Source organism: Caenispirillum bisanense (genome assembly GCF_900230255.1).
GTDB classification, from domain to species: domain Bacteria; phylum Pseudomonadota; class Alphaproteobacteria; order Rhodospirillales; family Rhodospirillaceae; genus Caenispirillum; species Caenispirillum bisanense_A.
The window spans coordinates 295,354-316,952 of record NZ_OCNJ01000003.1; the positions used below are offsets into that span (position 1 = coordinate 295,354).

General features: G+C 69.8%; 18 protein-coding genes and 1 pseudogene. 10 read left to right on the forward strand and 9 right to left on the reverse strand.

Going from position 1 to position 21,599, the window contains the following annotated elements; translation table 11 throughout:
- Window positions 1-9 precede the first annotated feature (9 nt).
- Window positions 10-438 carry a MarR family winged helix-turn-helix transcriptional regulator gene (locus CRP50_RS08570; RefSeq protein ID WP_097278616.1) on the forward strand — a complete coding sequence of 143 codons (429 nt, stop codon included), beginning with the start codon at window positions 10-12 and terminating at the stop codon, window positions 436-438.
- 14 nt (window positions 439-452) lie between these two features.
- Here the strand turns inward: CRP50_RS08570 and CRP50_RS25530 are convergent, their stop codons facing one another.
- The 3 genes and pseudogenes from CRP50_RS25530 to CRP50_RS08580 form a co-directional block, all read right to left on the reverse strand.
- Window positions 453-599, reverse strand: a complete 147-nt coding sequence (locus CRP50_RS25530; RefSeq protein ID WP_176525087.1) for a hypothetical protein — start codon at window positions 597-599, stop codon at window positions 453-455.
- Window positions 600-960: 361 nt separating this feature from the next.
- Window positions 961-1,407: pseudogene (locus CRP50_RS26480) on the reverse strand (CAP domain-containing protein); the annotation flags it as partial.
- A gap of 29 nt (window positions 1,408-1,436) precedes the next feature.
- Complete coding sequence (locus CRP50_RS08580) at window positions 1,437-3,104, reverse strand: EAL domain-containing protein (protein WP_176525089.1); 1,668 nt, start codon at window positions 3,102-3,104, stop codon at window positions 1,437-1,439.
- A gap of 391 nt (window positions 3,105-3,495) precedes the next feature.
- Between CRP50_RS08580 and nifA the strand changes: the two genes are divergently transcribed.
- The 4 genes from nifA (at window position 3,496) to CRP50_RS08600 (ending at window position 9,779) form a co-directional block, all read left to right on the forward strand.
- Entirely contained in the window at window positions 3,496-5,259 is a 1,764-nt protein-coding gene (nifA, locus tag CRP50_RS08585) for a nif-specific transcriptional activator NifA (RefSeq protein WP_097278619.1), read from the forward strand.
- 117 nt (window positions 5,260-5,376) lie between these two features.
- Window positions 5,377-7,728 carry a response regulator gene (locus CRP50_RS08590; protein WP_097278620.1) on the forward strand — a complete coding sequence of 784 codons (2,352 nt, stop codon included), beginning with the start codon at window positions 5,377-5,379 and terminating at the stop codon, window positions 7,726-7,728.
- Window positions 7,729-7,928: 200 nt separating this feature from the next.
- Complete coding sequence (locus tag CRP50_RS08595; protein WP_097278621.1) at window positions 7,929-9,224, forward strand: diguanylate cyclase domain-containing protein; 1,296 nt, start codon at window positions 7,929-7,931, stop codon at window positions 9,222-9,224.
- 132 nt (window positions 9,225-9,356) lie between these two features.
- A complete protein-coding gene (locus tag CRP50_RS08600; protein ID WP_097278963.1) occupies window positions 9,357-9,779 on the forward strand; it encodes a response regulator in 423 nt (140 codons plus the stop codon).
- Between the two features lie 23 nt (window positions 9,780-9,802).
- Here CRP50_RS08600 and CRP50_RS08605 read toward each other — a convergent pair whose 3' ends face one another.
- Window positions 9,803-11,197, reverse strand: a complete 1,395-nt coding sequence (locus CRP50_RS08605; RefSeq protein ID WP_097278622.1) for an FAD-dependent oxidoreductase — start codon at window positions 11,195-11,197, stop codon at window positions 9,803-9,805.
- A gap of 238 nt (window positions 11,198-11,435) precedes the next feature.
- On the opposite strand from CRP50_RS08605, the gene CRP50_RS08610 reads away from it, so the two are divergent.
- From CRP50_RS08610 to CRP50_RS08620, 3 genes are all read left to right on the forward strand, one after another.
- Complete coding sequence (locus CRP50_RS08610) at window positions 11,436-11,675, forward strand: hypothetical protein (RefSeq protein ID WP_141415093.1); 240 nt, start codon at window positions 11,436-11,438, stop codon at window positions 11,673-11,675.
- 76 nt (window positions 11,676-11,751) lie between these two features.
- Window positions 11,752-12,348: a phenylacetic acid degradation protein PaaY gene (paaY, locus tag CRP50_RS08615; protein WP_097278625.1), complete on the forward strand. Its 597-nt coding sequence runs from the start codon at window positions 11,752-11,754 to the stop codon at window positions 12,346-12,348.
- Window positions 12,349-12,384: 36 nt separating this feature from the next.
- A complete protein-coding gene (locus CRP50_RS08620; protein WP_097278626.1) occupies window positions 12,385-13,134 on the forward strand; it encodes an SAM-dependent methyltransferase in 750 nt (249 codons plus the stop codon).
- Between the two features lie 382 nt (window positions 13,135-13,516).
- Here the strand turns inward: CRP50_RS08620 and CRP50_RS08625 are convergent, their stop codons facing one another.
- Together CRP50_RS08625 and CRP50_RS08630 are read right to left on the reverse strand one after the other, a co-directional pair.
- Window positions 13,517-15,346: an ABC-F family ATP-binding cassette domain-containing protein gene (locus CRP50_RS08625; RefSeq protein WP_097278628.1), complete on the reverse strand. Its 1,830-nt coding sequence runs from the start codon at window positions 15,344-15,346 to the stop codon at window positions 13,517-13,519.
- An 81-nt stretch (window positions 15,347-15,427) separates the two neighbouring features.
- Window positions 15,428-17,404 carry a lytic transglycosylase domain-containing protein gene (locus tag CRP50_RS08630; RefSeq protein WP_097278629.1) on the reverse strand — a complete coding sequence of 659 codons (1,977 nt, stop codon included), beginning with the start codon at window positions 17,402-17,404 and terminating at the stop codon, window positions 15,428-15,430.
- Window positions 17,405-17,656: 252 nt separating this feature from the next.
- On the opposite strand from CRP50_RS08630, the gene dapA reads away from it, so the two are divergent.
- Both dapA and smpB read left to right on the forward strand, forming a co-directional pair.
- The gene (gene dapA / locus CRP50_RS08635; RefSeq protein WP_097278631.1) at window positions 17,657-18,532 is read left to right on the forward strand and encodes a 4-hydroxy-tetrahydrodipicolinate synthase; all 876 of its coding nucleotides are present in this window, start codon (window positions 17,657-17,659) and stop codon (window positions 18,530-18,532) included.
- A gap of 4 nt (window positions 18,533-18,536) precedes the next feature.
- A complete protein-coding gene (smpB, locus tag CRP50_RS08640) occupies window positions 18,537-19,025 on the forward strand; it encodes an SsrA-binding protein SmpB (RefSeq protein WP_097278632.1) in 489 nt (162 codons plus the stop codon).
- 4 nt (window positions 19,026-19,029) lie between these two features.
- Here the strand turns inward: smpB and CRP50_RS08645 are convergent, their stop codons facing one another.
- From CRP50_RS08645 to trpE, 3 genes are all read right to left on the reverse strand, one after another.
- Window positions 19,030-19,593: a DUF6036 family nucleotidyltransferase gene (locus CRP50_RS08645; RefSeq protein ID WP_176525090.1), complete on the reverse strand. Its 564-nt coding sequence runs from the start codon at window positions 19,591-19,593 to the stop codon at window positions 19,030-19,032.
- Window positions 19,583-19,933 (reverse strand): hypothetical protein, encoded by a 351-nt coding sequence (locus tag CRP50_RS08650; RefSeq protein WP_097278634.1) that lies wholly within the window; start codon window positions 19,931-19,933, stop codon window positions 19,583-19,585. Before CRP50_RS08650 ends, CRP50_RS08645 begins: the two co-directional genes overlap by 11 nt.
- Before the next feature lie 113 nt (window positions 19,934-20,046).
- Window positions 20,047-21,546 (reverse strand): anthranilate synthase component I, encoded by a 1,500-nt coding sequence (gene trpE, locus CRP50_RS08655; protein ID WP_097278635.1) that lies wholly within the window; start codon window positions 21,544-21,546, stop codon window positions 20,047-20,049.
- Window positions 21,547-21,599: the final 53 nt, after the last annotated feature.

The following is a 21,599-nucleotide window of genomic DNA, read 5'->3' on the forward strand; positions in this document are numbered from 1 at the left end:
GAGACGACCATGAACCACGAGCGGCCACGCGGCTACGTGCTGGACGGACAGATCGGCTTCCTGCTGCGCAAGGCGCAGCAGCGCCACCTGAACATCTTCGCCACCCACATCGGCGAAGACCTGACGGCCCAGCAGTTCGCCGCCCTCGCCAAGCTGCACGAGGGCGGACCCAGCTCGCAGAACTCCCTCGGCCGGCAGACGGCCATGGACGTGGCGACCATCAAGGGCGTGGTGTCGCGCCTGAAGGACCGCGGCCTCGTCGACAAGAGCCCCGATCCGCAGGACAAGCGCCTGCACCTCATCGACCTGACCGCCGAGGGCCGCCGCACCATCGAGCGGGTGCTGCCGCTGGCGCGGGAAATCTCGCGCATGACGCTGGCCCCGCTCGACCGCGCCGAGCAGCAGACGCTGCTGCGCCTTCTGAAGAAGATCACGTAACCGGTCGAACCGATTCAGCCGCCGCCGAGCAGCACCGCGACCGCCACCTTGCGGCCGGTGCCGTCGGCGGCGAGCGCGAAGGCGAGGCGGTCGAAGCGCGGCGACGTCAGCATCTCCGCGTAGGCGGCGTTGCCCATCCACTGGTCGACGAAGCGCTCCACGTCCTCCGCCGTCACCTCCACCCCGGCAGCCGCCGCACTGGCCGGCCAGGATGGACAGCCGCGTGGCGCGGCCGGCGTCGCCCGTCGGCAGCAGGGCGCGCGGGTCGTTCAGGGCGGACTGCAGGTCGAAGGCGGCGAGGTCGGTGTCGGGGAGGGCGTCGCGCAGCCGCTCGCTCACGGCCGGGGCGGCGGCGAGGGGCGTCACGTCGCGTTTCCGGCGCAGCGCGTTGACGGCGGCGACGGCGGCGTCCAGGCGCTCCTCCGCGGCGATGGCGGCGCCGCCGCTGGTGCCCGGGCCGGCGAAGTTCTGCACCGCGTAGAGCCCGCCCTCCGCGCTGGCGGCGAGGCCGAAGCCGAAGTGGGTGAGGCCCGGATCGAGGATGTTCTTGCGGTGCCCCTCGCTGCCCATCCAGCCCTCCTGCAGGCCCTCGACCCGCGAGGGTTCGATGGGTGGCGCGCAGCCGGTGCAGCGGGCGATGTTCTCGGCAACCCGCTTCGCCCGGCTGCCGCCGGCGGCGAGGTAGCGGTCGAGCACCGTCTTGCCGCCCGGTGTGACGTGGCTGTAGTAGGTGCGCGCCAGCATGTCCTCGGCATGGGCCTGGGCGGCGGCGGCCAGAGTCGGGTCCGTCTCCAGCGGCGGCAGGTCATGGGCCTGGCGGGAGGCGGTGACGGCGGACAATGCCGTCTCGCGCAGGGTCTGCAGATCGGCTGCCCAGGCGGGCAGGGCGGCGACCAGCAGCACCAGCAGAAGCGGCAGAAGAAGGTGGGAACGCACGAGGTGTCTCCGGCGGCGGGGGCTCGGTTCCACAACTCCCCACCCGGCGGCGCGGTTGCCGGTCAGCTGGCCGTCACGACGCGCTGGCTGGAGCGCCCGGGCTGGCCGGTCAGGGTGAAGCGGGAGACGTCCGCTGCCGGCTTGCCGAAGAACCAGCCCTGGCCGTAGCCGATGCCCAGCTCGCGCAGCAGCCACATGGTGTCCGAGTCCTCGACCATTTCGCCGATGCACTGCATGCCGAGGTCGCGGGCGAGGCCGGCGATGGCCCGCAGGAACGGGCGGCCGTGGCGGGTGTGGAAGGCATCGCGGATGTAGCTGCCGTCGATCTTCACGTAGTCCACTTCCAGCGCCTTCAGGTAAGGGAAGGCGGCGGCGCCGGCGCCGAAGTCGTCGATGCAGACGGCGCAGCCCATGTGGCGCAGCCGGCGCAGGATCTGGTTGGCGCGGGCGAGGTCGGTCATCTCGTGGCTTTCCGTCACCTCGAACAGCATGCGCGGCAACAGGTGCTCCGACTTCTGCAGCAGGAGGAGAAGCTCGGCGCAGAAGCGATCGTTGACGACGGAGCGACCGGACAGGTTGATGGCGATCTTGGCGCCCGAGCGGATGCCGCGGTTGTCGGTGAGAATGCCGAGCGCCTTCTTCATCACCGCCATGTCCATTTCCTCGACCACGCCGAATTCCTCGGCGAAACCGATCAGGCGGGCCGGCGCGATCAGGCGGTCGCCGCTGTCCAGGCGGGCGAGGGCCTCGTAGTGGTGCACCTGCCACGTCGACAGGTCGACGATGGGCTGGAACACCAGTGTCAGGTTCTGGCCGACGGCGCGGCGGAAGGTGGCGACCTTGCCCAGCGTCTCCTCCATGGCCGCCTTGTAGCCGGCGGTGATGGAGCCGAAGTCGGTGCCGATGGCCTCGCCGCGCACGAAGTTGTTCATGGTGTAGACAAGGGCCTTGGACAGGTCCTCGTCGGACAGATCGCGACCGTCCACCTCCACCGTCGCCGCCTTGATGTCGATGGGCTTGGCGCCGGGGTCGAAGACGGTCAGCATGTCGTTGACCTTCTTCGAGATGTCGTCCTGGTTCAGCGACCCGTCGTGCAGCACGCCGAGGGACCCGTTGTCCAGCCGCCCGACGCCGTCGCCGCCCACCGACCACGCCCGCAGGTAGTCCATGACCGAATCCATGAACTGCTCCGCCCGCTCGGCCGGCAGGGCCTCGGCCAGCTTGTCGGGCGTGAGGTCGAGCAGGGTGAGCTGGGGGTCGTCGACCTCGCCGCTGCGAATCTTGTCCTTCACCTTGGCCGCGAAGCTGTCGACCGCCACCGGGGTCTTCACCAGCGGCGCGGGGGCCAGGGCCGCCGGGCCGCGCAGGTGGGTGAGGGTGAGGTAGGTCACGTCCGGCGTTTCCGGCAGCAGGATGGCCGACAGGCTCAGCCGCTGGTCGCCCTCCGGCCCCTGGAAGTGCAGCGGAATGCGATCGAGACGGGCGGTGCGGCGCAGGCGCACCATCAGCTCGTCGAGCATCAGCATGTCGCGGTCGGACACCAGGTCGTGCACCGGTGTGCCCTTCAGGTCCTTTGGGGCGCGGCCGAACATGGCCTCCACCGTGCCGGCGCAGTACGACACGCAACCGTCGGAGTCGAGTTCGAGCAGGACGTCGTTGCCGGCGAAGGCGAAGGCGATGAACCGCGATCTCTGGGCGCGCAGGCGCTCGATCTCCGCGTCTTGGCTCATGACCTCTCCTTCCCCCGTCGTCCCGCCCTGCATCGCCCCCGGCCGTTCGCCCGATGCGGGTATGATGGTGCGCGGGATATGCCGATAAGGCAAGGCATAGACATCCGAGGAGGTAGGAGATACGCCTTTCGTCTTGGCGGTCGGCAGACGTTCGGGGCGCTGTCTTTCGGCGGTGCAACAGCGATCCTGTATTTCACCGCATGACGACTTCAAGTCCTTCCTCGGTGGTCGGGCTTTCATTTGCGGTTGAAGTCCTGCGGCGCGTTATTCGCCGTAAATACGAAGGGCTTAGGAAATACGCATCAAGTGTCCGGTTGCTGCAATGCACACATCTCCCCTATACTGTCCGAACGGCGGGTCCTGGGCCCTCGCCCGTGTGGAGGGTGGACGGATGAAGCACGACGCCACCGGCGGTGACGCGCTATCCCTGATCAGTATTTATGAAATCAGCAAGATCCTGGGGTCTTCGCTCGACCTCGAGAAGACGCTGCACGACGTGCTGAACCTGCTCAGCTCCTACCTGCAGATGCGCCGCGGAATCATAGCGCTGCGCCAGGAGAAGGGCGGTCCGGCGCGGGTCGTCGCCGCCTCCGGCCTGTCGCGCCAGAGCCTGAAGAACGGGCTGTGCCTGTTTCCGCCGCAGGTGATCGACCGGGTCATCGGGTCGGGCGTGCCCATGGTGGTGGGCAACGCCGTCACCGACTCGGCCTTCGAGGAATACCTCCCCCACGCCGACGCCGAAGCCGGCGACGCGGTCTCGGTGATCGCTGTGCCCATCAAGATCAACGGCGAGTCGCGCGGCATGCTCTCCATCGAGCGGGAGTGGGAGACCGAAGTCCGCTTCAAGTTCGAATCCGACGTCCGCTTCCTCACCATGGTCGCCAACCTGGTCGGCCAGACGATGCGCCTGCACGACACCGTCGCCAGCGACCGCGAGCTGCTGATGGCGGAAAAGGTCAAGCTGGAGAAGCGCTTGCGCGAAGAGGTGGATGCCGCGCAGGAAGAACTGGCGATCGGCAACATCATCGGCGACAGCGCCGCCATGCGCCGCGTCTTCGCCGAGATCCAGCAGGTCGCGCCGACCCGCTCCACCGTCCTTCTGCGCGGCGAGAGCGGCACCGGCAAGGAACTCATCGCCCGCGCCGTCCACTACCTCAGCCCGCGCAGCGACAAGCCGTTCATCAAGGTGAACTGCGCCGCCCTGCCCGAGACGCTGCTGGAATCCGAACTGTTCGGCCACGAGAAGGGCGCCTTCACCGGCGCCACCCAGGAACGCAAGGGGCGCTTCGAACAGGCGAGCGGCGGCACCCTGTTCCTCGACGAGATCGGCGAGATTTCCGCCTCCTTCCAGGCCAAGCTGTTGCGCGTGCTGCAGGAAGGCGAGTTCGAGCGGGTCGGCGGCAACAAGACCATCCGGGTCGACGTGCGGCTCGTGTGCGCCACCAACAAGAACCTGGAAGAGGCTGTGGCAAAAGGCGATTTCCGCGCCGACCTCTATTATCGCATCAACGTGGTGCCGGTCTTCCTGCCGCCCCTGCGCGACCGCAAGGACGACATTCCGAACCTGGTGCGCCACTTCCTGACGCGCTTCAACCAGGAGAACGACCGCTCCATCGACATCGCCGCCGACGCCATGCAGGTCTTCCAGTCCTGCTACTTCCCCGGCAACGTGCGCGAGCTGGAGAACTGCGTGAACCGTGTCGCCACCATGACCCGCGGCGAGGTCATCCACCACATCGACCTGCCGTGCCAGCGCGACCTCTGCCTGTCGTCGGTGCTGTGGCGTCACCGCACGCCGGACGACCGTCCGGTCGGCGGGCTGGGTGCCGCCCCGCCGGAACCGCGGCGTGAGCGCTATGCCGTCGGCGGGGGCGGCGGCGGTGGTGCGGCCATGCCGGCGCCGTCGGTTCCCGTGTCGATGCCGGCCCGCGCCGTGGCGGCCGACCCGGGGCGCCACGAGGACGACGAGGAAGACCTGTCCATCCTCGACGACGACTACGAAGGCAGCGGCGGCCTGACGCCGCGCGAACGCCTGGTGGCGGCCATGGAGAAGGCCGGCTGGGTGCAGGCCAAGGCGGCCCGCCTTCTGGGCCTGACGCCGCGCCAGATCGGCTATGCCCTCAAGAAGCACAACATCGAGGTCAAGCGGCTCTGATACGAAAGGATCATATGGCCGTGCGGCTTTGTGCGGTTGGCAAAGTGGTATAGACTGGCGGGATATTCCGGCCTGCGCCCCTGCCGAAGGGGTGGGCCGCGCGTGAGGTGACTCCCGTTGAACGCCTGCAAGGTCCTGGTCATCGACGACAACCCGGCCGATGCCGCGCTGGTCCAGTTCGAGCTGGAAGACGCGGCGCCCGGGGTCTACGAGGTTTCCGGCGCCGAGACCCTGGCCGAGGGCCTCGCCCTGGTGGCCGAGCGCCCGTTCGACGTGGCGCTGCTCGACATGGGCCTGCCCGACAGCCGCGGCATGGAAACCGTGCGCCGCTTCATGGAGGCGGCGAGCGACCTGCCGGTGGTGGTGCTGACCGGCCTCGACGATCCCCACATCGGCCTGCAGGCGGTGCAGGCGGGGGCGCAGGACTACCTCATCAAGGGGCAGGTGCGCGGCGAATTGCTGGAGCGCGCCATCGCCTATGCCCGCGAGCGCAAGCGCGTCGAGGGCGAACTGCGCGAGAGCGAGAAGCGCCTGCGCACCATCCTCGAGACCAGCCCCGTCGGCGTCGCCATGTCGCGGCTGGACGGCCGGCTGCTGTTCGGCAACTCCCGCATGGCGGAAATGACCGGCCTGCAGCCGGAGCAACTGATCGGCTATCGGGCGCAGGAGCTTTACGCCGACATCACCGACCGCGACGCCCTGGTGCGCGAGGTGACGCGCGGCGTCGACGTACGCGACCGCGAGGTGCAGCTCAAGCACGCCGACGGCAGCGTCTTCTGGTCGCTGCTGTCCATGCAGCCGATCCAGTACGAGAACGATTACGCGCTGCTCATCTGGCTCTACGACATCTCCAGCCGCAAGCAGGCCGAGGAGGCCCTGCGCCTCGCCAAGGAACACGCGGAGGCGGCGGCGCGTGCCAAGTCGGAATTCGTGGCGGTGATGAGCCACGAGATCCGCACTCCCATGAACGGCATCCTCGGCATGGTGCGGCTGCTGCTGGAAAGCCCCCTGTCGGAGGAACAGCGCGACTGGGCGGAAACCATCCGCTATTCCGGTGAAGCGCTGATGACCATCCTCAACGACGTGCTCGACCTCTCCAAGCTGGAGGCGGGGCGCATGCTGCTGGACGAGGGCGGCTTCGACATCGGCCGCCTCAGCCGCAGCGTCGTGCAGTTGCTCGACGGCCGGGCGCGGGAGAGGGGCATCGTCCTCACCCTCGACACGGCGGAGGACGTTCCGGCGATTCTGGTGGGCGACGCCAACCGCCTGCGGCAGGTGCTGCTCAACCTGCTGAGCAACGCCATCAAGTTCACCGAGCGCGGCGAAGTCGCCGTGCGTGTCGGCCGCACCTACGGCCTGCCGGCCCTGGCGGCGGGAACCGTCGGAATCCGGTTCGAGGTGAGCGACACCGGCATCGGCATTCCGCCCGACGCCTGCGAACGCCTGTTCAGCGCCTTCAGCCAGGCCGACAGCTCCATCTCGCGGCGGTACGGCGGCACCGGCCTCGGCCTTGCCATCTGTCAGCGGCTGGTGGACCTCATGGGCGGGCGCATCGGCGTCATCAGCGTGGAGGGGCAGGGCAGCACCTTCTGGTTCGAGCTGCCGCTGAAGCCGGCGGATGCCGTGGCCGCGACCGTGCCCGCCGGCACCGTCGCGCCCGAGCCGCCACGGGTGGGGGCCCTGCACGTGCTGCTGGCCGAGGACAACCCGGTGAACCGCAAGGTCGCCAGCGCCTTCCTGGAGCGCCGCGGCCACCGCGTCACCATCGCCTGCGACGGGTACGAGGCCGTCGCCCAGGCGGGGCGTGGCGGCTTCGATGCGATCCTGATGGACGTCAACATGCCGGGCATGGACGGCTACGAGGCGACGCGGCGCATCCGCGCCCTGGCCGACGCCCGCGGCCGCGTGCCGGTGGTGGCCCTGACCGCCAGCGCCCTCAGCGGCGAGGAGGAGCGGTGCCGCGCCGCCGGCATGACCGCCTATCTGGCCAAGCCCATGGACCCGGACCTGCTGGACCAGACCCTGTGCGACATCGTCGTTGGTGGCGGCCAGGCGCGTTCAGTCGCCCCGGCGGCGGCGACGGGCGCCGTGCCGACGGCGGGCGACTCGCCCCCGGTGCTGGAGCCGCGGGCCCTGGAGTCCCTGCAGAGCCAGCTCGGGTCCGAGTACCTGTCCGAAATCCTGCGGGAATACGTGACCCAGGCGCGCGGACAGGTGGAGTTGCTGACGCAAGGCCACATCGACATCCTGGCGCCCGAGGTCCTGCGGGCTGCCCACGACCTCAAGTCGACGTCCGTCAACTTCGGGTTCCTGTGGCTCGCCCGGCTGGTGGAGCAGGTGGAGGCGGCGGCGCGGGCCGGCGACGTGCAGTCGGCCCAGGCCCTGGCGGCCGAACTCAAGGGCCGGCTGGGCCGCACCCTGCAGGCTCTGGCGGAGGCCTATCCCTCCGTCGCCGTCGCGGCCGAATGATCCCGCAGAGATTTCATTCCGGAACGGTGGTATAATCGCATCGTGGGGCAGCCGGTCGCGCCACTTCCGTTTGCGGAGGGGCGAGACTGCGGATAGTCTGCTGACGGTGCGGGATTTTCGGCGTGGCGGCCGATCGCCCAGGGCAGGGGCCCGGGTGGTTCGGACGGGCGCCGTGAGCGTGGGGAAGGGCCGTGGCGCCTATGGGGATGAACATCCTTCTGGTCGAGGACAACCCGGGTGACGCCCGGTTGATCCAGGTTCTGCTGGCCGAGGAGGCCGGAGCCGAATTCCACCTGACGCACGTGGAACGGCTGGCCGACGCCTGCGAACTGGTGAAGCAGGAAGAGTTCGCCGCGGTGCTGCTCGACCTGTCGCTCCCCGACAGTCACGGTCTGGATACGGTCAACGGCCTGCGCCGCTCGGGCCCCGACATCCCCATCGTCATCTTGTCGGGCCTCGACAACGAGGAAGTGGCCCTCGCCGCCCTGCAGTCCGGCGCCCAGGACTACCTGGTGAAGGGGCGCGCCGACGGCATGCTGCTGAAGCGCTCCATCCTCTACGCCATCGAACGCCACCGCACGCGCAAGCAACTGCTGCTGGCGGAAGCGGCCTTCAACTGCACCGACACCGGGATCATGGTCATGGATGCCGGTTGGCGCGTGATCCGCGTCAACCCGGCCTTCACCCGTGTCACCGGCTACGAGCCGGACGCCGTCATCGGCCAGAAGCCCATGGTGCTGGCTTCCGGCGTGCACGACCCGGAGTTCTACGACGACCTGTGGCAGTCGCTCGACGCGAACGGCGCCTGGGAAGGCGAGATCTGGAATCGCCGCAAGAACGGCGAAGTCTATCCGGAATGGCTGCGCATCAACGCGGTCGCCGACGAACAGGGCGGCATCACCGGCTACGTCGCCATCATGTCGGACATCACCCACCGCAAGAAGGCGGAGACGGAGCTGCTGCGCCAGGCGACGCGCGACCCGCTGACGGGCCTCGCCAACCGCCAGCTGTTCATGCACGTCCTCGACGACAGCATCGAGCGGGCGGGATCGCTGGAGCGCTCCTGCGCCGTGCTGTTCATCGACCTGGACGGCTTCAAGGACGTGAACGACCGCTGGGACCACGCGGTCGGCGACGAGATGCTGAAGGAAGTGGCGCGCCGCCTGCGCGGCTCGGTGCGCGTGTCCGACGAAGTGGCGCGCCTGGGCGGCGACGAGTTCACCGTGGTGCTGACCGAAGTGCGCGAGACGCAGGATGCCGCCCGGGTGGCGGAGAAGATCGTCGCCGCCGTCGCCCAGCCCTATGCCCTCTCCGTCGGGGAGGCGACGGTGTCGGCGTCGGTCGGTATCTCGGTCTACCCGGCCGACGCCACCAGCGCCGAAGACCTGCTGCGTGCCGCCGACCAGGCCATGTATGCGGCGAAGCGGGCCGGCAAGAACCGCTTTCGGTTCTACGAAGGGCAGCGGCCGGAGCCGCGCAAGGCGGTCGCCACATGACCCCTGGTTGCGCGATGAAATCTATGGGACAGTAAGATCACCCGGGCGTGTGCGGCGCCTGCAACAATACAACAAGGACCGTGGATCGGAGCAACGAGGGGCATGGCGTTGAACGGCAACGTGGTCGGGACGATGGAAATTCTGCTGGTCGAGGACAACCCGGGCGATGCCCGCCTCGCCGCGGAAGCCTTCAAGGAGGGCAACATCCCGACTCAGCTTCATGTGGTGCAGGACGGCATCGAGGCCATGTCCTTCCTGCGGCGGGAAACGCCCTATGGCGAGGTGCCGCGCCCGGATCTCGTGCTGCTCGACCTCAACCTGCCGCGCAAGGACGGCCGCGAGGTGCTGGCGGAGATCAAGGAAGATCCCCACCTGCGCCGCATCCCCGTCATCGTGCTGACCACCAGCCAGGCCGAGACCGACATCTCGCGCTCCTACGAGCTGCACGCCAATTGCTACATCGTGAAGCCGGTGGACTTCGACCGCTTCATCGACGTGGTGCGCGGCATCGAGGACTTCTGGTGCTCGCTGGTGAAGCTGCCGCCCACCGGCTGATACACGTTTCCGGTCTTATTGGTTCACGCCGGCGGAGCCTCCGCCGCCGCCGCCGCGCCCCCGGCGGCGCACGAGGTGGTCGCGTCGGCCGCCTCGATCACCGCCAGCATGTCCGCCACCCGGATGAACTTCTCTCGCGGGCGCCCTTGCGCCGCGGCGGCGCGTTCGGCTTCGTCGATGCGCTGCCAGTCGGCGAAGGCGACGGTCCGATAGCCGCGGCTGGCGAGCAGGGCCTCCAGGGCCGGTCCGCCCGGCCGGTTCTCCCCGTGGGCCGCCAGATGCTCCACCGCCATGGCGGCGGCGTCGCGGGCGCTGGCGCGGTTGGCGGTGATGACGCCGCGCGGCCCGTGGCGCGCCCAGCCGGCGACATAGAGGCCCGGCTCCACCACGCCCTCCGCATTGGCGATGACGCCGCGCTCCTCGTCGAGCGGCAGGCCGCGGAAGGGGGTGGCGCGGTAACCGATGCAAGTCACCACCGTGCCGACGGCGAGGCTGGTGGTGGCGCCGGTGGCGCGGACGGTCCCGCCGGCCACCTGGGTGCGCTCCACCAGCAGGGCGGTGACGCCGTCGCGGGCATTGCCGAGGATGGCGCGCGGGGCGTGGCGGAACAGGAAGTGGATGCGCACGCGATCCTCGCCCGGCGGGGGCGGCGGCAGGTCGGCGAAGCCGCGCAGGATCTCGAGGTTGCGCTTCAGCCGGCGCGCGTCGCGCGGGTCGATGTCGTCGGGCACCGCGTCGGGCAGGTCGCCCGGGTGCACGACGGGATGAGCGGCGGCCAGCTCCCCCATCTCCCGCAGTTCGGCGGAGGTGAACTGGGCCTCCAAAGGGCCGCGCCGGCCGAGCAGGTAGATGTCGGTGAGCGGCGTCGCGGCGATGGCCTCGGCGGCCGGGCGGGCGAGGTCCGTCGCCGCCATCTCGCCCGGCGTCAGGGCGAGGATGCGGGCGACGTCCAGCGCCACGTTGCCGTTGCCCACCACGGCCACGCGCGGACCGGGGATGCGCGGCCTCATGTGGGCGTAGTCGGGGTGGCCGTTGTACCAGCCGACGAAGCCCGCCGAGCCGTAGACGCCCGGCAGATCCTCGCCCGGCACCCCCAGCTTGCGGTCGCCGGCGGCGCCCACGGCGATGACGACGGCGTCGTAGAGGCGGCGCAGCTCGGCCAGTTCCACGTCCTCGCCGACGCTGACGTTGCCGATGAAGCGCACGCCGTGGGCGGTGAACAGGGGCTCGAATTGCCGAACGACGCTCTTGGTCTTCTGGTGGTCGGGGGCGACGCCGCCGCGCACCAGGCCGTAGGGCGTCGGCAGACGGTCGACCACGTCCACCGTCACGCCGGGCGCGAGGCGCCGGATCTCGTCGGCGGCATAGAGCCCGGTGGGGCCGCTGCCGATGATGCAGACGCTGCCGGTACCCTCCATGCGACCGCCTCCCTTCGCGTGGAACCCTCGCCAGTGTAGCGGACGCGGGCGGCGATGGGTATGCGCGAAGGGGGCAGGGGACGCCACCCGCGGTCCCCCGCGACGTCAACCGCCGTTCAAATTCGTCATGGGCGGGCGGTGGAACGCCGGCGCGGAGCATTATACCATCAGCCGTTGTGTGGAAATTGCGCCGGTGGGGGCCGGCCGTCGTCCAACCTTCGTGGTCGGGGTTTCTGCCATGAGTGTTCGGGAACTGGAGCGCTTTGCGCGCGACATGCACGGCAACGACGCCATCTACCGCGCTGCGCTGCAGGCCGGCGCCGTCTGCCGCACGGTGACCGAGCTGGTCGCCTTCCTTCAGGGACTCGGCTACGACGTCCGCCCGCACGATCTGCGCGAGGCCCAGGGCGCGCACGCCCTGCCATCGCCGCCGCCGTGCGAGGCGGCGGTGCCGATCGTCGCGTGGTCAACCGCCTGAGCCCTTGCGCAGCCGCCGGCGCCTCCGTAGGCTCTTGTCCCACAACGACAAACAAGAGCAACTGGAGGCGTCTGCCGTGCCGTTCTATGCCATCGACGGGATCGTTCCCGTGGTCCACCCCAGCGCCTACGTCCATCCGACGGCGGTGCTCATCGGCGACGTCATCGTCGGTCCCAACTGCTACGTCGGCCCCGGCGCCTCGCTGCGCGGCGACTTCGGCCGGCTGGTGCTGGAGGAAGGCGCCAACATCCAGGACAACTGCACCATGCACGGCTTCCCCGGCACCGACACGGTGATCGAGGTCGACGGCCATGTCGGCCACGGCGCGGTGCTGCACGGCTGCCGCGTCGGCCGCGGCGCCCTGGTCGGCATGAACAGCGTGGTGATGGACGGCGCCGTGGTCGGCGAGCGCGCCATGGTCGCCGCCTGCGCCTTCGTGAAGGCGGGGCAGGAGGTCCCGGCCCGCAGCCTCGCCGCCGGCATCCCCGCCAAGATCCTGCGCGAGCTGACGGAACAGGAAATCGCCTGGAAGGAAGCCGGCACGCGCGATTACCAGAACCTCACCTTGCGGTCGGCTCGTTCCATGGTGGAGGTCCGCCCGCTGACCGAGATGGAGGACGGCCGCCCCCGCTATTCCGGCGGCGAGGCCAAGCCCAAGAAGGCGGGCGGCTGACGCGACCGGCGCGGCTGCAGCAGGAGCGAGCATACCATGGCCATCGGCGACGACCCGTTCTTCCTGGTCCACAGCGGCCTGCGCCGCGAAGGCCCCGGCACCGACGCCACCACGCGGGAGGCGCTGCGCCCCCTGCCGCCCCTGCCGGAGCGGCCGGTGGTGCTCGACCTCGGGTGCGGGCCGGGCGGACAGACGCTGGTGGTGGCGGAGACGCTGCGCACGCCGATCACCGCCGTCGACCTGCACGGCCCCTATCTGCGGGCCTTGGAGGCGGCGGCGGGGCGGCGCGGTCTCGCCGACCGGATCCGCACACGGCGCGAGGACATGCGGCAGCTGTCCGACCCGCCGGAAAGCGTCGACCTGATCTGGGCGGAGGGCTCGGCCTACGCCATCGGCTTCGGCGATGCGCTGGCGGCGTGGCGGCGGGTGTTGAAGCCGGGCGGCGTGCTGGTGGTGTCGGAACTGGCGTGGCTGACCGACGCGCCGCCCAAGGAGGTGCAGGAGTTCTGGGCCTCCGCCTACCCGGCCATGACGACGCCCGAGGCCAACGAGCAGACGGCGCTGCGGCTCGGCTACCAGGCGGTGGATCGCTGGGTGATGCCGCAGACCGAGTGGTGGCCGGACTACTACACGCCGCTGCGCCAGCGCTGCAAGGAGCTGATGCCGGTCGCCGAGCACGATCCGCAGCTCATGGCCGTCGTCGCCGAGCAGATGCGCGAGATCGACGTCTTCGCCGCCTCAGCCAACAGCTATTCGTACGTTTTTCACATCCTGCGAAAGCGCTGAGGGGCAACGGCTTTTCGCGTCCGGCCGGCGGGAGGCACCGTTCGTTCCGTTCGGGCGCCTTGACGCGGGGCCTGCATGCGCCGACTCTAAGGGACGCGGCAGCCTGCCGCCCCGCCGGTTTCCGGGCTTCGCCGGTGGTTTGTTTCGTCCTGTGCTCCGGGCGCGCGCCGCGCCGGAGCCGGAACAGGGAGACGACGACGATGAAGCATCGCCTGACCAGCCTCTATGTCGGCGCGTTCGCGCTCGCGGTCGCCGTGGCGACCTTCGTGGCCGCCAACCCGGCGCTCGCCGCCTGCACCAAGAGCCACAGCGTCTGACGCCGACCGACCATCCTTCCTGCCGGAGCCCCCGGCGCCCGTGAGGGCGCCGGGGGTTCTGCGTCTCAGCCTTCCAGTTCCTCGCGCAGCATCTCCAGCTCCAGCCAGCGTTCCTCCGCCTGTTCCAGCTCGGCGCGGGCGGCGTCGAGGGCTTCGGCGGTCTTCTGGAAGGCGGCGGGGTCGCGCTGGTAGAGGTCGCCGACGGTGAGCGTCTTGTTCAGCTGCTCCACCTTGACCGTCAACTCCTCGATCTGCCTGGGCAGGATCTCCAGGTCGCGCTGCTGCTTGTACGTCAGCTTGGCGGTGCGCGGCTTGGGCTTGTCGGCCGCCGGCGCCTTGGCCGCCGCGGGCTTGTCGGCCTTGGCCGCGGCCTTGTCCTCGGCCACCGGGGCGGCGCCGCCGCGCTGCGCCATCATGTCGGTGTAGCCGCCGGCGTATTCCACCGCCGTGCCGTCGCCCGGCACCAGGATGGTGGAGGTCACCACGCGGTCGAGGAAGTCGCGGTCGTGGCTGACGATGAGCAGCGTGCCGTCGTAGTCGGACAGCACTTCCTGCAACAGGTCGAGCGTGTCCATGTCGAGGTCGTTGGTCGGCTCGTCGAGCACCAGGAAGTTGCTCGGCCGCGCCAGGGTCTTGGCGAGCAGCAGGCGGTTGCGCTCGCCGCCCGACAGGCTGGAGACGGGGCTGCGGGCCTGCGTGGCGTCGAACAGGAAGTCCTTCATGTAGCCGACCACGTGGCGCGGCGTGCCGCGCACGTTGATGTGGTCGCCGCCGGAATCCGCCAGCGTGTCCCAGATGCTCTTTTCGGTGTCGAGGCTGCTGCGCTGCTGGTCCAGGTAGACCATGCTCAGGTTGGTGCCGAGGCGGATGCGGCCGTCATCGGGCTCGATCTGGCCGGTGAGCAGCTTCAGCAGGGTCGACTTGCCGGCGCCGTTGGGGCCGACGATGCCGATCTTGTCGCCGCGCAGCACCCGGATGCGGAAGTCGCGCAGGATGGTGCGCTCGCCGTAGGCCTTGGCGACGCCCTCCGCCTCGATCACCAGCTTGCCCGAGGCCTGGCCGCTTTCGGCCTCCATGGTGACGGAGCCGGTGCGGGCGAGGCTCTGGGCGCGTTCCTGACGCATGGACTCCAGCCGGTTGAGGCGGCCCATGTTGCGGCGGCGGCGGGCGGGCAGGGTGCGGTGCGCCCACACCGCTTCCTCGGCGATGAGCTTGTCGAGCTTTTCCAGTTCCGCCGCCTCGCGGGCCATGACCTCTTCCGACCAGCGGTCGAAATCGGCGAAGCCGGAGTCGTTGCGCCGCACGACGCCGCGGTCGAGCCAGAAGGTGGTGTTGGTGAGGCGGTTGAGGAAGGCGCGGTCGTGGCTGATGAGCACGAGGCCGCCGCGGAACTTCAGCAGTTCCTCTTCCAGCCACTGGATGGTCGGCAGGTCGAGGTGGTTGGTCGGCTCGTCCAGCAGCATGATGTCGGCGCCGGTGACGAACAGGCGGGCGATGGCGGCCCGACGGGCCTCGCCGCCCGACAGCGTGGTCGGGTCGCGCTCGGGGGCGAGGGCGACGGCGTCGAGCAGGATGTCGACCTTGTGCAGGTCGTCGGCGTGGGCGGCGGTCAGGCCGGCGGCGACGTAGTCGTGCACGGTGGCGAAGCCGGACACGTCCGGGTCCTGCGGCAGGTACGCGACGGTGATGCCGGGCTGCACCCAGACCTCGCCGCCGTCGGCCTGCACCACGCCGGCGGCGATCTTCAACAGCGTCGACTTGCCCGAGCCGTTGCGGCCGACCAGCGAGATCCGCTCGCCGCGCCCGACCGCCACCTCGACGCCCGTGAAGAGCGCCTTGTCGCCGAGCGACAGGCGAATGTCCTTGAGGGTGAGAAGCGGGGGAGCCGGGGGCACGGGCGAACCTCGTCACTGATGGCGGAAGCCGGGCGGACTGTGTAGCACCGCCCGGCCCCGTCCATCAACGTGGGGCACGGCTCAGCGCACCAGATCCTTCTCGATGTTGAAGGCGACGTCGCCGACGCCCAGGCGCTGGCGGTAGACCTGCACGCCCTCCAGCACGCGCTGCACATAGTTGCGCGTCTCGGCGAAGGGGATCTGCTCCACCCAGTCGATGGGGTCGACGCCGGGACTGCGCGGGTCGCCGAAGCGCTCCACCCACTGGCGCGAGCGGCCGGGGCCGGCGTTGTAGGCGGCGATGGCGAGGACGTAGGAGCCCCGGAAGTCGCCGATCAGCGACTGCAGGTAGTTGGACCCGAGCGTCACGTTGAAGGCCGGGTCGCGGGTCAGCCGCGCCTCGGAGAAATCGAGCGCCAGGCGCCGCGCCTCGCTTCTGGCCGTCGCCGGCATGAGCTGCATGAGGCCGCGGGCGCCGACGCGGCTCATGGCGTCGGTGTTGAAGTTGCTCTCCTGCCGGATGATGGCGAGCACCAGCGCCTTCTCGATGCCTTCGGCGGTCTTGAACTGGTCGACCGGATAGCCGCTCTCCACCAGCGTCACGCCGTCGAGCGCGGCGCGGCGGGCCATGGCGACGGCCGTGTGGCGCTGGCCGATGGAATGGGCGAGGCGAGTCGCCAGCAGCTTCTGGCCCGGCGTGCGGCCCTCGGCCTGGAGCTGGTGCAGGAAGCTGGCGGCGTCGTCGGGGCGGCCGATTTCCGACAGGGCCATGGCGGCGCGGACGATTTCCTTCTTTTCGAAGGTCGCGATGTCTTCCGGGGTCGGCAGCGGGTCCTTGGGCAGGCGGCCGTCCCACTTGCCGCCGAGCTTGGAGGCCGCGAGTTGGCCGTAGTAGGTCGTGCCGTGCTCGGCCGCCTTCATGTACCAGCTTTCCGCCTTGTCGGCGTTGCCGGCCGCTTCCTCCGCCCGGCCGGCCCAATAGGCGCCGCGCGACAGGCTGATGGGGGTGGTGACGTTGGCGTAAAGCTTCTCGAAATGGGGCAGGGCCTTCTGCGGCTGCTTGAGGAAGCGCAGGGCGATCCAGCCCGACATCCACTCGCCGTCGGCGAGCGCGGCGCCGGCCTGCGCCTCGTGCCCGTCGATGAGGGCATAGGCGCGGCGAGCATCGCCGAGGTCGAGCGCCTCGCGCGACAGGATGGCGCGCTCGCGCCACCACAGGTCGGCGCGGCCCTTGTCGGCGTTCTTGTGGCGCAGCAGCTCCTCGGCGCTCTCGTACAGGCCCTTGGAGCGGCGCCAGCGCAGGCGCTCGTAGACGAGGCCGGGGTCGTCGACCAGCGACGGCGGCACGCGGTCGACGGCGGTGTCGACGCCGCCGGCGTCCTCGATGAGGGCGATGCGCGCCTGCGCCAGGGCGCGGCGGTCGGCATCCACCACCCGCAGCATGCGGCGGGCGGCGTCGGTGTCGCGGTCCCACAGCAGGCGGTCGAGGCGGGCGAGGTGGTCGGCGTCGGTCAGATGGCCACCGAAGCGGGCGACGAAGGTCTTTTCCTGGGCGCTGCCGAAGGAGACGTCGCGCCAGGCCTTGCGCACGGCCTTCTGCAGCTCGTCCTTGCGGCCGAGCTGGTCGAGGGCCTGGGCGAGCGCCAGCCAGCCGTCGGCGCTGACCGGTTCCTTGTCCTGGAACCAGGCGTAGACCTGGGTCGCGTCCTCGCGCAGGCCGATGGCTTCCTCGGCCCGGCGCAGCAGGGCGGTGCGCTGCGGCCAGTCGGGGTTGTCGGAGGCGAAGCGGGTGATCTCGGCGAACGACAGGCCCGAGCGCGGCTCCAGCATGCGGCGCCACGTCAGCGCCTTGGCGAGCACCGGGTTCTTGGCGGCCTTGGCGGCGGCCAGCGCCTCGTCCCACGCACCGCGATCGGCGGCGGCGTAGGCGCGGGCATAGACGGCCTCGTCCGCGGCCGACAGTTCATCGGCCTGCGCGGACGCGGGCAGGGTGCCCGCGGACAGCACCGAAAGGGCCACGACGGCAGCCCGCAGCACGGCGATGCGTGATGTCACCATATCCTCGACAACGACTGGAGAACCGAACCCTCGCTGGCATCGGCGGCCGGGTTCCGGGGCACCCCCTGCGGTACCGTCCGGCGCCGCCGATCCAATGACCGCGACTCTCGCACAGAACCCGGTTCACCGGCAACAGCGCGGCGCATTCGCGACGGTTACGATGCGGTGACGAACGATGCTTGCGGCGGGCGTTCGGGGCGTCTACCTTCTCCCTCTTTTCACGGCTCATTTCGCGCACGCACGGAGCAAGACATGTTCAAGGGGTGCATCACCGCGCTCATCACCCCCTTCCGCGACGGCAAGGTCGACGAGAAGGCGTTCCAGGATTTCGTCGCGTGGCAGATCGCCGAGGGCATTCACGGCGTGGTTCCCATGGGGACCACGGGCGAGTCCCCGACGGTTCTGCACGAAGACCACGCCCGCGTGGTCGCGCTCTGTGTCGAGGCCGCCGCGAAAAAAGTGCCCGTGATCGCCGGTACCGGCTCCAATTCCACCGATGAAGCCATCTGGCTGACGCAGCGTGCCAAGGACGCCGGCGCCGATGCCGCGCTGGTGGTGACGCCCTACTACAACAAGCCGACCCAGGAAGGCCTCTTCCAGCATTTCAAGGCCATCCAGGACGCGGTGGACATTCCCATCGTCATCTACAACATTCCCGGCCGCAGCGTCGTCGACATGAGCGTCGAGACCATGGCGCGCCTGGCCAAGCTGCCGAACATCGTCGGCGTGAAGGACGCGACCAACGACCTCGCGCGGCCGCTGAAGACCCGCCTCGCCATCGGTGCGGACTTCTGCCAGCTGTCCGGCGAAGACCCGACGGTCATGGGCTTCCTGGCCCAGGGCGGTCACGGCTGCATCTCGGTGACGTCCAACATCGCGCCGCGCCTGTGCGCCCAGATGCACGAGGCGTGGCAGAAGGGCGACCTTGAAACCGCTTTCGCCATCCGCGACCGCCTGATGCCGGTGCACGAGGCGATGTTCGTCGAGACCAGCCCCGGCCCGGTGAAGTACGCCGCCAGCCTGCTCGGCAAGTGCGACGGCTCGGTCAAGCTGCCGCTCGTGCCCGTCACCGACGCCACCAAGGAGCGCGTGCGCAACGCCATGGTGAGCGCCGGCATTATCAACTGACGTCATGGCAAAAAAAGAGAATCCCAAAAGCGAGCTGATCAGCCACGGCAACGTCGCCCAGAACCGCAAGGCCCGCCACAACTACGAGATCGTCGACACGATCGAGGCGGGCCTCGTGCTCATGGGATCGGAGGTCAAGAGCCTCCGCATGGGTCGGGCCAACATCGCCGAGAGCTTCGCCGCCCCCCAGGGCGGCGAGCTCGTGCTGATCAACAGCTATATCGCCTCCTACAACGCCGGAAAGACCTTCGGGCACGAGGAACGGCGCAAGCGCAAGCTGCTGCTTCACAAGAAGGAGCTGGCGCGCCTGCTCATGTCCGTCGCGAAGGACGGCATGACGGTGGTGCCGCTGTCGCTGTACTTCAACCAGCGCGGCCTCGCCAAGGTCCAGCTCGGCCTCGCCAAAGGCAAGAACGTGGTCGACAAGCGGCAGTCCGTGAAAAAGCGCGACTGGGAACGCCAGAAGGCGCGCATCCTGCGGGACAAGGGCTGAGGCGTCACGTCAGCGACGCGAGGAAAGCGCGTGCGCCGGCCAGTACGGAAGCGTCAGGACGACACTCCGCCAGGCGGGCGAGAAGGTCGTCGATGTCGAGCGGACGTTCGGCATGGAACGCCGCGATGAAATCCTTGTCCTTGTCCGTCAGCCGATGGAGCTTGGAGACGATCAGGTCGCGGGCCGACGGGGCGACGGCCGTCAGTTCGCCGGCCTCGTCCAGGATGGTGCGCGTAACGGCTTCCGCGCGCCAATCCGGCGGGAGCTTCGCGGTACGGTCGTCGACGCCGTCGATGTAGAAGCCGAACTGCTCGTGGAAGGTCGAGCCCCAGCCGAAGAGCGCATTGATTTCCTCGCTGGCCGGCTCCCGATTTCGGTCTTCCCACTCCCGGATGTTGCCGGGATAGGCGTCGATCTCACCGGACGTGCGCACGATGATCGGAGCGTCCGGCCACTCGAGTAGAGCGGCTTGGCTTCCGATAAGGATCACGTGGTCGGTCCTGAAATGCCGGCAGAGCGACCGCACGGCGCGTTCGACGTCGGCGAGCGTGCGCACGTCAGTCGCCATGCGCGAGCCCCCGGCGGGCCTTCCTCCAGATGCGACGGCGAAGCTCGGGGTCGCCGAGGCCGGCGACGCGGCCGAAGGGCGAACTGATCCGCAGGCGCGTCATGTCGGCCGAGCGCTCGGTGATCTTCCGGCGAACGGTGGCCGGATCCATGGACAGAAGCGCCCGCCACTCCGCGTCGGCCGCGAGACCGTCAGTGGCCCGGACGAACTCCAGCGCCCTCGCCGCGAGGCCGGGCTCGTCCCGCAAGCGGCGTGCGACGAGGCGATGCATGAGGAGCTTCGCCCGGTCGTTGACCGCTTCGGCGTTCGCCTGACGATAGGGGTGCGTCGTGCCGCTCATTCCGCTTTTCCGCCGCCGGGCGCCGGATAGTTCCGGACGCCTCGCTCTGGAAGACTATAAGCGGAAGCGCCGTGCCCTTCAAATGGCCGGCCGCCGCGGCGGCCGGCGGCGCGTCACCGCGACGCGAAACTCATCGCTTCCTCGGCGGCGCGGACCAGGGCGCGGGCCTTGTTGGCGCATTCCTGGTACTCGCTCTCGGGGTCGCTGTCGGCGACGATGCCGGCGCCGGCCTGGATGACCATGCGGCCGTCCTTCACGACGCAGGTGCGGAGCGCGATGGCGGTGTCCATGCTGCCCGACGCCGCGATGTAGCCGATGGCGCCGGCGTAGAAGCTGCGGCGCAGGCCTTCCAACTCGTCGATGATCTCCATGGCGCGGACCTTGGGCGCGCCCGAGACGGTGCCGGCCGGGAAGCCGGCCATGAGGGCGTCCATGGCGTCGTACTTGGGGTCGATCTCGCCTTCCACGTTGGACACGATGTGCATGACGTGGCTGTAGTTCTCGATGATCATCTTGTCGGTCACCTTCACGGAGCCGACCTTGGCCACCCGGCCGACGTCGTTGCGCCCCAGGTCGAGGAGCATGAGGTGTTCCGACAACTCCTTCGGGTCGGCCAGCAGGTCGGCGGCCAGCGCCTGGTCCTGTTCCGGCGTCGCGCCGCGCGGGCGGGTGCCGGCGATGGGGCGCACGGTGACGGTGCCGTCGCGCAGGCGCACAAGGATCTCCGGGCTCGACCCGACGATGGTGAAGCCGCCCATGTCCAGGTGGAAGAGGAACGGCGACGGGTTGGTGCGCCGCAGGGCGCGGTAGAGCTGGAACGGCGGCAGGCCGAAATCCAGCGTATAGCGCTGCGACAGCACCACCTGGAAAATGTCGCCGGCCAGGATGTACTCCTTGGCCTTGGCGACCATGGCGTGGAACTGCTCGCGCGTCAGGTTGGACTGCGGCACCGGCAGTTCGGGCTGGCGGTGCAGCGGTTCCCGGCGGTAGGGCAGGGAGCGCTCGAAGTCGGCGACGGCGTCGGCGAGCCGTTCCTGCGCCGCCTCGTAGGCGGCTTCCGCCGACACGCCGTCCTGCGGGCGCACCGGCGTGACCAGCGTCACCGTGTCCTTGATGCCGTCGAAGATGGCCATGACCGTCGGGCGCAGGAACACGCCGTCGGGGATGCCGATGGGGTCCGGGTTGGCGTCGGGCAGCTTCTCCACCAGCCGCACCATGTCGTAGCCCATGTAGCCGACGAGGCCCGCCGCCATGGGCGGCAGCGGCGCCGGCAGGTCGATGCGGCTTTCGGCGATGAGGCGGCGCAGGGAGTCGAAGGCGGTGCCGTCGGGCTCGAAGGCCTCGGGGCGGGTGCGGGCGTGGCGGTTGATTTCGGCGGCGTCGCCGCGGCAGCGCCACACCACGTCCGGCTTCATGCCGATGACCGAGTAGCGGCCGCGCACCGCGCCGCCCTCGACGCTCTCCAGCAGGAAGCTCATGGCCTGCCCGTCGGCCAGCTTCAGGTAGGCCGACACCGGCGTCTCCAGGTCCGCCACCAGGGTCCGCCACACGACCTGCGGCGTGCCTTGCGCATAGAGGCCGGCGAAGGTGGTGAAGTCGGGATGGGCGGTCATGGGAGGCGGTCCTGCTCGGCTGGCATGGCGGCGGTGGAAGAAGTTCGGGGCCG